This is a genomic window from Micromonospora echinofusca, from assembly GCF_017614955.1.
GTDB classification, from domain to species: domain Bacteria; phylum Actinomycetota; class Actinomycetes; order Mycobacteriales; family Micromonosporaceae; genus Micromonospora; species Micromonospora echinofusca_A.
The window spans coordinates 21,646-33,058 of record NZ_WVUH01000030.1; the positions used below are offsets into that span (position 1 = coordinate 21,646).

General features: G+C 67.8%; 9 protein-coding genes. 8 read left to right on the top strand and 1 reads right to left on the bottom strand.

Going from position 1 to position 11,413, the window contains the following annotated elements:
• The first annotated feature begins 22 nt into the window (after positions 1-22).
• From GSF22_RS06185 to GSF22_RS06210, 6 genes are all read left to right on the top strand, one after another.
• The gene (locus tag GSF22_RS06185; protein ID WP_307803772.1) at positions 23-682 is read left to right on the top strand and encodes a thiopeptide-type bacteriocin biosynthesis protein; all 660 of its coding nucleotides are present in this window, start codon (positions 23-25) and stop codon (positions 680-682) included.
• Positions 683-734: 52 nt separating this feature from the next.
• On the top strand, positions 735-1,910 hold the full coding sequence (gene fxlM, locus GSF22_RS06190) for a methyltransferase, FxLD system (RefSeq protein WP_307803776.1): 1,176 nt from the start codon (positions 735-737) through the stop codon (positions 1,908-1,910).
• A gap of 134 nt (positions 1,911-2,044) precedes the next feature.
• On the top strand, positions 2,045-3,139 hold the full coding sequence (locus GSF22_RS06195; protein WP_208811774.1) for a hypothetical protein: 1,095 nt from the start codon (positions 2,045-2,047) through the stop codon (positions 3,137-3,139).
• Positions 3,136-4,461 (top strand): methyltransferase, FxLD system, encoded by a 1,326-nt coding sequence (gene fxlM, locus GSF22_RS06200; RefSeq protein WP_244366377.1) that lies wholly within the window; start codon positions 3,136-3,138, stop codon positions 4,459-4,461. Before GSF22_RS06195 ends, fxlM (GSF22_RS06200) begins: the two co-directional genes overlap by 4 nt.
• A 382-nt stretch (positions 4,462-4,843) precedes the next feature.
• Positions 4,844-6,679, top strand: a complete 1,836-nt coding sequence (locus tag GSF22_RS06205; RefSeq protein ID WP_307803774.1) for a S9 family peptidase — start codon at positions 4,844-4,846, stop codon at positions 6,677-6,679.
• A gap of 871 nt (positions 6,680-7,550) precedes the next feature.
• Positions 7,551-7,985: an NUDIX hydrolase gene (locus GSF22_RS06210; RefSeq protein ID WP_208811775.1), complete on the top strand. Its 435-nt coding sequence runs from the start codon at positions 7,551-7,553 to the stop codon at positions 7,983-7,985.
• Between the two features lie 6 nt (positions 7,986-7,991).
• Here GSF22_RS06210 and GSF22_RS06215 read toward each other — a convergent pair whose 3' ends face one another.
• Positions 7,992-8,474, bottom strand: coding sequence for an NUDIX hydrolase (locus GSF22_RS06215; protein WP_307803775.1), 483 nt, complete (start codon positions 8,472-8,474; stop codon positions 7,992-7,994).
• Positions 8,475-8,612: 138 nt separating this feature from the next.
• On the opposite strand from GSF22_RS06215, the gene GSF22_RS06220 reads away from it, so the two are divergent.
• Entirely contained in the window at positions 8,613-8,858 is a 246-nt protein-coding gene (locus tag GSF22_RS06220) for a hypothetical protein (protein WP_244366379.1), read from the top strand.
• A gap of 741 nt (positions 8,859-9,599) precedes the next feature.
• The coding region (locus tag GSF22_RS06225; protein WP_208811776.1) for an ATP-binding cassette domain-containing protein at positions 9,600-11,413 on the top strand (1,814 nt) is incomplete at its 3' end.

Below are 11,413 nucleotides of genomic sequence, written 5' to 3' on the forward strand. Positions count from 1 at the left end.
GGTTCGTCCGCAAGAGCGAGACGTGGCGGCTGCGGCTACTGTCCGGCGACCGCTCGCCCAGGTCTACGCCCTCCTCGCCTCCATTACCAGCGACGACCGCATCCGCGGTGTCACCGAGCCCGTCTACCGGCCTGAGGCGTACGCCTTCGGCGGGGACCAGGCGATGACGGTCGCCCACACCCTTTTCCACGTCGACAGCCGCCACATTCTCGGCTATCTCGCCACCGCTGGCGGCACTCACCGACGTGAAATCGGCGTCCTGCTCACCACTCGCCTCATGCGCGCCGCCGGACTGGAGTTCTCCGAGCAGGGCGACGTCTGGCGGCTCCTCGCCACGCGCCGGCGCCAGCCAAACGCCCAGCGCCGGGCCCCGGCTGATCGGGGCTTTGCAGCGCCTGCTCACCGCTGCCGACGACACGCCCCGAAGCCCTCTGGTCATCACCCCGGGCTGCCCGCAAGCACACAAGCAGGCGGGCGCGGACCTCGGTTTCCTCGACCGGCATGGCGTGCTGACCCGCGGCCTGCGCGAGGTAATGACCCACCACATCCTGTTTCTGTTCAACCGGCTCGGCATCTCCGCCGCCGACACCTGGCTGCTCGCGACGGCAGCCGTGCACGTCACCTTCCACCACCCGTTCGACACCCAAACCGGCTACCAGCCTGCCGGAACGACCGACAGTAGGGTGAACGCAGTGAACACGTCCCCAACCGAATCTGGAACGTCGAGTGCCGCCGTGCTCCGCGACCAACTCGTCGGCACTCTCGAACAGCGCGGTCACATCCGTTCCGCTACCGTCGAGCGGGCATTCCGTACGGTCCCCCGGGAGCGGTTCCTGCCCGGTGTCGACCTGGAAACCGTCTACACCCGCCGCCAGATCGTCACCAAACGGGACCCCAACGGTGCGGCGTTGTCATCAGCGTCGAGTCCCAGCCTGGTGGCCGACATGCTCGAACAACTCGCCCCACGACCCGGCCACCGCGTCCTGGAGATCGGCGCGGCCACCGGCATCAACGCCGCCCTCCTCGCCGAGTTGACCAGCCCCGGCGGCAAGGTCGTCACCATCGAACTCGACCAGGACCTCGCCGACGGCGCCCGCGCCAGCCTCGGCCGCGCCGGCTACGACACCGTCGAAGTGATCCGCGGCGACGGAGCCCTCGGTCACCCCGCTCACGCGCCCTACGACCGGATCGTCGTCACCGCCGGAGCCTGGGACATCTCCGCCGGCTGGTGGGATCAACTCGCCGATGACGGCCGCATCGTCGTGCCCCTGCGCGTGCACGAGAGCGGCCTGACCCGATGCTTCGCCTTCGACCGCACCGCCCCCCACCAGTTGGTCGGCACTACGACACCGCTGGTCTGCGGGTTCGTCCCCATGCGCGGCACCGCCGCGCACACCGACCACCACGTACGCCTCGACGCCGACGTGGTCCTCAAACTCGACGCCACCGACCAGCCTGACCGCGCCGCCCTCAGCAGCGCCCTCAGCCACCCCCGGCTCGAACGCTGGACCGGCATCCAGGTCAGCGACGCAGACCCCATCGGTCACCTCGACCTGTGGCTGCTCGTGCACACCGACAGGCCGTTCGGTCGCCTCGGCGTCGGCGACACCGCCCGCACCAGCGGACTGGTCACCCCCGCCTACCGGTGGGCCGGTGCCGCCATCTACCACGGCGCAACCATCGCCTACCTCGCCTTCCAAGACGTCGGCAACGGCCACCACGAACTCGGCGCGATCGCCCACGGACCAGACGCCACCACGCTCGCCACCGACCTCACCAACCTGCTCGACCAGTGGGACGAGGCAGGCCGCCCCAACCAGCCCACCGTCACCGCCCAGCGCGCAGGAACCCGACCTGCCGAACGTGGTGGCATCAGCCGATCCGACACGGTCCTCACGATCTCCTTCTGAACGCGTGCCCTGCCGGGGCGGCGCCCTGTCTCGTCCCGGCGGGCCCCGCGACGAGCCCAGCTGACCCCACGAAGGGCCACCGGCTGGGGCGCCTCGTTGCCGACAGGCGGCCTTCCGCAGCAGATGAGGACACCATGCCCCCGCCTCTTGCCTCCGCCATCGCGGCGCGCTTCCCTCTCGTCGCACGGAAACGACCGGCTGCCAAACCACTGGACTCCCGGGTCGACCGGCTCGTCGGGCTCGCCGAGACCACCTACCGCGAACGCGACCCGGAGAAGGCGTCCATGGTGTTCAACGGGGCTGCCCTCGTCGCCTCCGACTGCGGAGACACAGAACTCGCCCGCGCCTGGTGCCACCGCCACGCGGACCTCTATCTCAGCCAGGCCCCCCTCGACGGGTACACCGCCCGGTTCGCCCTCGAACCAGTCGTCAATCTCGCTCGCCTGCACATCCGCGACGGTGACGGCGACCGCGCACACCGCCTGCTCACCGACCTGTACGCGGCGATCGTCAACGGCACCCGTGCCTCCGTTGACGACCTGGAGATACATCCTGGGCAGTTCCCGGCCGATCCCGACGAGCTCGAACACATCATCAGGTGGCTGCGTAGCGTCCTGCTCTCCGATGGAACCCGCGCCCTCACCTGTGTCGGACGCTGGGACGATGCCCTGACCCACGTGTACCACTACGACGGAATCGGCCCCACTCTCCTCGATGGGCGACAGGCCGTGATCGTGGCTCACCTCCTGCACGGCGAGGGACACCTGGCTGGTGCCCTCCTCGACGAAACCAAGATCGAGCAGCCATGGGAGCAAGCGGTGCACGGCGTCCTCAAGAGCTGGCAGACGCTGACGGTAGACGCCCCCCGAGCCGACCACGATGAACTCATCGACCGAGCGTTGGCTGTACCGCAGTCCCCTGGACTCTCGGTGTTCCGCGTTCGCCTCATCCTCACGGCCCTGGATCTCGCCATTGGCCTGCCGACCAAGGTCGTTGACGACCTGACCGACCGGCTGGCGTCAGACGTCATCAGCGACGAGGACGCCCACGCCGCACGCGACCTTCTCCACCACCCCGCCGTCAGCCATCGACAACAAGGGCGACTGAGTCAATTGATCACGGCGAGCGGCTTGGGCCGGGGCCACCTGCCAGACACGGTACGCGAGCCGCTTGCATCCGCACTCGGACTGGCCGGAACCGTAATCCACCGGTCCCGCTTCCGACGATGACCCGAGCCCGACCACGTTCGAACGACGTTAGCTGGTTACCCGCACCGTTCTCCGCACCGACCCATTCACGAGAAGGGGCGTTCATGGATACCGCTATCGCGAGCACGGCACCGGAGCAACTGCGCGCCGCCCTGGCGGCAAACCTGTCAGAGAAAGAGTGGATCCGGACACCCGCGGTGGACGCCGCGTTCCGCGCAGTACCGCGACACCTGTTCGTGCCGGACACCGTCACCCTGGCAGACGCATACGCCGACGACGTCGTAGTCACCCAACGCGACCCGGCCGGGAAAGCAACCAGTTCCGTGTCAGCCCCCTGGCTGCAGGCCTACATGCTGGAACAAGCCAGACTCCGCCCCAGCGCCCGGGTCCTTGAGGTCGGCTCCGGCGGCTACAACGCCGCGCTGATCGCCCACGTCGCCGGCCCCGACGGCACGGTCGTCACCGTCGACATCGACACCGCCGTCAGCGACCGCGCCCGCACCAGTTTGGACCGCGCCGGCTACCGGCAGGTGACGGTGGTACAGGGCGACGGTGAGTACGGACACCAGCCCAGCGCCCCGTACGACGCCATCATCGTCACCGTGGAGACTGCGGACCTCCCACCGGCATGGCTCGACCAACTCGCCCCGCACGGTGTTCTCATCGCGCCACTGCGGATACGCGGCATGACCCGGTGCCTCACCCTACGACGCCACGACGACCATCTTCTCGCCACAGCGGCACTGCAATGCGGGTTCGTGCCGATGCAGGGCAACGGACGCAGCCCCACCCGCCGTCTGCCCCTGCGCGGCGACGATGTCGTCCTGATCCTGGACGACACCACCACCGAGGCGAACCTGGACGCACTCACTTCGGCGCTGCACACCCCACGGCTGGACGCCTGGTCGCCGGTCACCATCACCATGCAGGACGGCTCTTCCTTCGAGTCGCTGCACCTGTGGCTGGCCAGCCAGCCCCGCCCCTTCGGCGTTCTCGCCGTAGACCGCGAGCGCACCGCCGGCCTCGTCGACCCCCAAGACCGATTCGTCTGCCCGACCCTGCTCACCACCGACAGCCTCGCCTACCTCGCCATGCGGAAACTCGACGACACCACCTGGCAGTTCGGCACCCACGGCTTCGGACCCCATGCCGACACCCTCACCACCGACATGCTCGACCTCATCACGGTCTGGGACCACGACCACCGGCACGGTCCCGGCCCGAAGATCACCGCACACCCCACCGGCACACACCCACCCACGCCCGACCGACCCCAGCTGCTCATCGCCCGCCGCCACACCACGATCACCATCACCTGGCCCGCCACGGGAGAGCCGCGATGACCGTCGACCCGTGCTCCCAGCGACTTGGGCCGAATCTCCGCGTGGCGGCGCAACATTCGTCCTTGGGCAACCTGCGAATGGCCTTACGATCCGAATGGTTGATCGAGTCAGATGACTTGGTCGAGACGGGAAAAGCGGACAATCACCGTTTTCCGCATCAGCGTTTCGCCGCCAAGAGGGAATTAGCCGACACGGTTTGAGTGGAATCTCCAGCGCCAGGGACGGGGATATTTGGGCGTACAGTCGGCCTTGTCTAGCAGCACTCGCGCCGGCCCGGCGGCACGGCAACTTCGCTGCACCGTTGCCGGTGCCTGGGAGGCCAATTGACGAGGACCGTAGCCGTCCGGGTCGGGCGCACACGGAAGTTGTTCGAGGAGGACCCGTGAGGCTGGCGGACAGGAGCGCTGCCGTCACGATGGAGGACGCGGTCCGCGCCTCTGTGAGCTACGACCAACTGCGTGCCGGCGATGGAGCCCTGCACTGGTTGGAGACTCGCCCCGAGGCTGGCGGGGTTGCGACAGTGACGCGCTGGCGGCCCGGCGAGGGCATGCATGACGTCAGCCCGGACAACTTCGACATCACCAGCGGCGTTCACGCCTACGGTGGCGGGTCGTTCGCCGTCGCGGACGGAACATTGTGGTGCATCGGCAGCGACGGCCTCTACCGGGGCCGTCATCACAACGATGAACTCGAGTTGGTCAGTCCGGGATCCTTCGGCGACCTGACGATCGGCAATGGCGAGCTACTGGCTGTTCGGGAGTCGGAGCATGGTGACGACCTCATCGCGGTGTCACTCACGGGTGCTCCGCAGATGCGAACTCTCACCGCATCCCGAGGATTTCTCGGCGCGCCTCGGCCAGGTCCAGAGTCGTTGGCCTGGACCGCTTGGAGCGACCGTGACATGCCCTGGGATGCGTGCGAGGTATGGGTAGCTTCCTACTCGCCGCTTGGCAATCCGGAGGACCCGACGAAGCTGGCCGGAGGCTCCGACGAGTCGGCGGTGGAGCCAAGGTGGGGGCCTGACGGCGCGTTGTACTTCGTGTCCGACCGTAGCGGCTGGCGGAACCTTTACCGATGGGACGGTCACCAGGTTCAGCCGGTAGCACCTATCACGGGTGAGTGCGCCGCAGAGCCGTGGGAGCTGGGTTACACGTCGTACGACTTCCTTGACGACGGCCGGATCGTCCTGGCAGTGCAGGAGGGGCCGAGACACCGCCTTGTCGTCATCGACCCCGACAGCACCACTCGCCCGGTGCACGTACCGTATACGTCGATCAAGCCCTTCCTGGCTGTGCAGGGGGCGACGGTGGCATTGATCGGGTCGTCGCCAACCGCAGCTCCACAGGTTGCGCTCGTGCACTTGGGCACGGCCGCCGATCCACAGGTGGAGGTACTCGCCCGTTCGGAGCATGCCGAACTCGAGGGGACGCAGGTATCGACTCCGACGGAGCTACGGGTTCATGTCGCGGGCGATCGAGAGGTACTTGCCCTGGTGTATCCGCCGACGGCCTCGGCGGCAGACTGGCGGGCACCCGTGATCGTTCGAGCGCATCCTGGACCTACCGCCTCCTGCCTGCTGCGCCTGGACTGGCAGGCACAGTTCTTCACCAGTCGGGGGTTCGCCGTCGTGGACGTCGACTACCTTGGCAGCACCGGGTACGGTCGGGCCTTCCGGGAGTCGCTCTACGGCCGTTGGGGCCTCGACGACGTCGCTGACTGCACTGCAGTGGCGGACCATCTGCTGGCAACAGGACGAGCCGTGCCGGGGCAAGTCTTCATCCGTGGCGCCAGTGCCGGCGGATACACGGCCCTGCACGCGGTGGCGCAGAACGGTCCGTTCGCCGCCGCCACGGCCGTTTCAACGATCGTGGACCCAGACCGGTGGGCGGAAACCGTGCCTCGGTTCCAGCGCGCGCACGCCAGACGGCTACAAGGCGGTGCCGGACGAGTCCGATCCGCAATCATCCAGCGGCCGGTGCTACTAATTCATGGCACCACCGATAACGTGGCGGTGGTCGAGGATGTGCGAAAACTCGCCGATGAACTGACAGCTCATGGTACGCCCCACGAACTGCTGCTTCTCCCCGACGTCGGTCACTATGTGGCGACCTCCCCGATGGCGGGAGGTGCGCTGGAGGCGGAGCTCGCCCACTACCGTTTCGTGATGACAGCTACGGCGCCCAACCAAGGGGATCAAACGGCAGCCAGTTCGGTGTGAGCCGGAGATTCGTGAGTTCGGCGAGTGCGTGCGTTCTCAGCTACCACTGGCTCAAGGTCGGCTTGCACCTCAACGCGCGGGCCACCACAGCGTGCAGCGCGGATCCCACGGCCGACGTCGTCTGGGTCTCACTTCCTCTCGCCGCCGTGAGCGCCATGTGCAGCGCCGGCTCGGGGTGGCCGCAGTGCATCATCCGCCAACCTCGCATCCAACCCGGGATTCGTTCCCCATACAGCGAATCTTGAACCCAGCGTCCGGTCTTCTCGGCCAGCCATAGAGCAGATTGCAGGTTGGCGCGAGAGCAGCCAGCTTCCTGAGGGTTCGACAAGATTCTCGCTCACCAGCACCCAGCTTGCCTCTGTCGAGGTTCAACAGCGCCAACCTCAGGCCAGCCGAGCTGATCGCCGACACCAGAGCCGCCAGGCCTTCACGAGGAGGGGTTCGGCTGCTCGAACGGCCACCAGATCTCAATGCATCGAACCCCGCATTCACGGCTGCTGTCAGTCGATCAAGAAGAGGTAAGTCGAGATGAGAGAGCGAGATGTTTAGGCTTAATCGCAAAGCAAACTCCTGCTGGTTTTGACGCATCGCCTGACAAATTTCTGCAGATAACCGCGGCAGGCCGCCCCTCCCACATCCCAGAGATCAACCATGAGGTCTACCTGCACGCCTACAAACGCCCGCAACTCCGGTTGTCCGCAACGCGTTATCGACCACTCCGATTCTGCAACGCCGGTAGCGAGTCCTAGACTCAAGCCGGTTTGCCTGAACGATCGGATGTCCGGACGCCAGGGGCCGGGCGCGGCCATATGTCGCAGTGCCGGCGCTGCTGAGCGCGTCCGGTTCCCACGACGGATAAGAGGTACTGTTGGTGCCCGAGAAGGTCACTAAAGAGAAGGTCCTGTGCTACATCGTTCGTGACGGAAAGTTGCTGGTCTTCCGGCACACCGATTACAGCTACGAGGAAGTCGGCATCCAGGTCCCGGCCGGCAGCATCCGCGCAGGCGAGACGCCGGAAGCGGCTGCGCTTCGCGAGGCTCAGGAGGAGACCGGCTTGAAAGACTTCAAACTCGTGCGGAAGCTCGGCGAGACCGAGTACGACATCAGCCCATACCGGTTCGAACGCCAGCATCGCCACGTCTTCCACCTGGAGCTGAGCGAGTCGGCGCCAGAGCGGTGGATGAGCAAGGAGGACCACGACGGGAAGCAGAAGCCCACGCACTTCGAGTGCTTCTGGATCCCAATCGAGGCCGCCCACATCCTCCAGTCCGGCCAAGGCGCCCTGTTGGGACACCTGTACCACTGATCTCTCTCAGACTACGACGGGCTGCGCTGCGATCGGATGTCCCCGCATCAGGATCCCGTCCCGCCGCAGGCCTTCCTCGATCTCCCGCGTCGGGTACCGGGCGACACCGGCGTCGTTGAGGATCCGCATCACCGTCGGATGCGGCTGCACCTCATCAACCGGTGCCTGCAGGACCCCGTCCACGTGATGCCCGCCGGCCGCGACCCGTATCGCGGTGCCGGCACGGAACGCGAACATCACGAAGTGGTAGGAACCGTCCTCGGCGCGGATCTCGTACACCCCGGTCGGCGTCAGCTCGCCGACCTCGAAGCCAGCCTCCTCCACCGTCTCCCGGCAGGCCGCCTCCTGCGCCGACTCCCCGAACTCCACCTTGCCGCCCGGCAGCAGCAGCCAACCCGCGTAGGGACCCCGCTGCTGGCGCACAAACACCACCTCGCCCGAGTCGATGGGAACGACCGCCAGCGCGGCGATAGTCGGCTTCGCGGTCACAATCACCCGTCCCAGAGTGCAGGCCAACACCACTCACGTCCCACCTCGACGCTACGCGACGAGACGGGAGGAGCTCGCCGCAACGCCGCGAACCTTCCCACGACAACCAAGACGGCCAGCGGATGGAGGTGGACACCGTTGACCTACCCCGGTAACAGGGAGGCGTTGCTGCTCATCGCTGACGCCGATCTGCTCCACCGGCCGCAACCGCTGCGACCAAACAAACCGATCGCCCTAGTCACCGTGCCCACACCGCCACAGCCGCAGCCGCCGCACACCGTCATCCCCAGCTTCACCGGCAGCCAACTCCTGCCGGTGCTCACCCGGACCCACAACGGCGGATCCGCCAGCATGCCCGGCACATCCCGGCCGGCGCCCTGCTGATTGTGGAGGTTGGCGGTAGCCCATGACCGGCTCGCGCTGTCGAAATTCTGTCGGAGTTGGTGTCGGAGTCTGCCGACTATGTCGTGGCGCGCTGTTGCGGGCGTGTCGTGTGGTGGGCGTCTTACGGTCGAATCCATGCCCTCCGGACGTCTCGGCTTCATCGTTGGTCTGTCTCGTAAGCGGTTGGTCGCTGGTCGTCTATCCGAACGACGGATTCTGCAGTCGAGCCGACCTGACCTGCCAGACGTCGGGGGAGATTCCCGGCGGCTGCGTCGAGGCCGACGGGTATCCCTGCCAGGCGTCGGCCCGGCGTGGCTGCGAGGAACTCGGGCTGGATCTGTCGCGGGGCCGGCTGCTCGTGGTCGACAGGTGCCACCACGTATCGGTCGCGCCGAGAGAGTCATTCGCCTACGAAGGCAGCGGCGCCCAGGACGGTGGCCAGGCGGGACGAACCACGATGCCGACCGACGAGTTGGAGCGGGGCCCGGGCCCGACCCCGCCGGAGGCCGCACTGCGGCTACCGCCGCTGCGGGCCTGGCAGGTCACCGAAACGTCCACGCACACGCCAACGGGTCCACCCGCAACTTCGAACACGGGCTCGGAGGATCTGATCGCGAATCGCCGCTGACTCCATCGCCGCCCCACCGCAACCCTCCATCGCGCCAGTGGCATTTCACCTGCCGCCCTCCGGTCCACACGCGGAACCGCACGAGTTCCGCTCACCATTCCCGGGAGGTACCCGTGTCCCAGACCGACCAGCCCACACCATCCCCGCCGGACCCGGCGCCGCGGGACTCGGTGTTGCCGGAGTTGCGGGAGATGTGGTGGGAGACCGGCGTACGCGCTCGGGCGCAGGCCGGACTGTTCGCCGTCTTCTCCGAACTGCCCCGTCTGATCGGGGCCGCTCTCGTGGTGAGCTGGCGTGCCGACCGGGTCCGAACGTCGGTGGTGGCAGCGACGACGGTCGGCGCGGGGGTGATGTCGGCGTTCGGGCTCCTCGCGACACAGCGGGTGCTGGTGGAACTGTTCGCCGGCGGACCCACCGCTGACAAGGTGATCGCCGCGTTGCCCGCCCTGGTCGCCCTCGCGGCGGTGACCGCGCTGCGCGCCGGCATGGCCACCGCGATGGGATACGCACAGAACGGCCTGACCCCGAAGGTCGACCGCGAGGTCGAACGGGGCCTGTTCGAGGTGACCACGGCGGTGCGGTTGGAGGCGTTCGACGCCGACGCGTTCGCCGACGACATGGAACGCGCCTCCCGTGGCGCGGACTCCACCACCGGTCTCGTGCAGGCATCCATGAACCTACTCGCCGGCTTGGCCGGCGTCCTCGCCGTCGCGGTCGCCGTCGCGGTGATCCACCCGCTGCTGCTGCTCGCCCTGCTGGTCGCCACCGTCCCGAACGGGTGGGCGTCGCTGCGCGCCGGGCACCTGCGCTACCAGACCTACGCCGCCGGATCCGTACGACGCCGCCGGTTGTGGCTGCTGCACCAGCTCATGGCCGAACGCGACTCCGCCCCCGAACTACGCTCCTACGGCCTACGCCGGTTCCTGCTCGACCAGTACGACCGAGTCATGAACGTCGAGACCGGCATCCAACTCGCGCTGGCCCGCAGGGTCACCACGACCACCACCGTCGGCGCGATGATCGGCGGGATCGCCACCGCCGCCGTCTACGTCCTGCTCGGCGTGCTGCTCATCGACGGGCAGATCCCCCTCGCCGCCGCCGCGACCTGCGTCATCGCCGTGCAGTCCGCGCAACGCTCCCTGGCCGTGGTCACCTTCCAGATCGATCGCGCCTACACCGAAGGGCAGCACTTCCGTGACTACACCGGCTTCATGGCCCGCGCCGCCGACTACCTGCCACCCGCTACCACCATCAACCCACACACCGCGCCCGCCGACCGGTTGCGCGAGGTGAGCGTCGACGCGGTCAGCCTGCGCTACCCCGACCGCGACACGGCAGCCGTCGACGAGGTGAGCATGACCATCGAGACCGGCCAGACGGTGGCGTTCGTCGGGGAGAACGGCTCCGGCAAGTCGACCCTCGCCGCCATGATCGCCACCCTGCGCACCCCCACCGCCGGGACCATCCGCTACAACGGCCGCCCCACCGGCGACTGGGACACCGACACGCTGCGGGCCCGCATCGCCGTGGTCACCCAGGAGTACCACAAGTGGCCCTTCACCGCCGCCACGAACATCGCCATCGGCGACATCAGCACGACGCCCGGACAGGACCGCATCGAGGGCGCCGCCGCCCGCGCCGTCGCCCACGACATGATCACCGAACTGCCGCACGGATACGAAACCCTGCTCGACCGCACCTTCGCCAACGGGCAGGACCTCTCCGGCGGCCAGTGGCAACGCATCACCGCCGCCCGCGGCTTCCTCCGCGACGCCGACCTGCTCATCATGGACGAGCCGTCCTCCGCCCTCGACCCCCGCGCCGAGGACGCCCTCTTCCAGGCCATCCGCGACCGGCAGGGACACCGCATCACCATCCTGATCACCCACCGGCTGGCCAACGTCCGCCACGCCGACCGCATCTACGT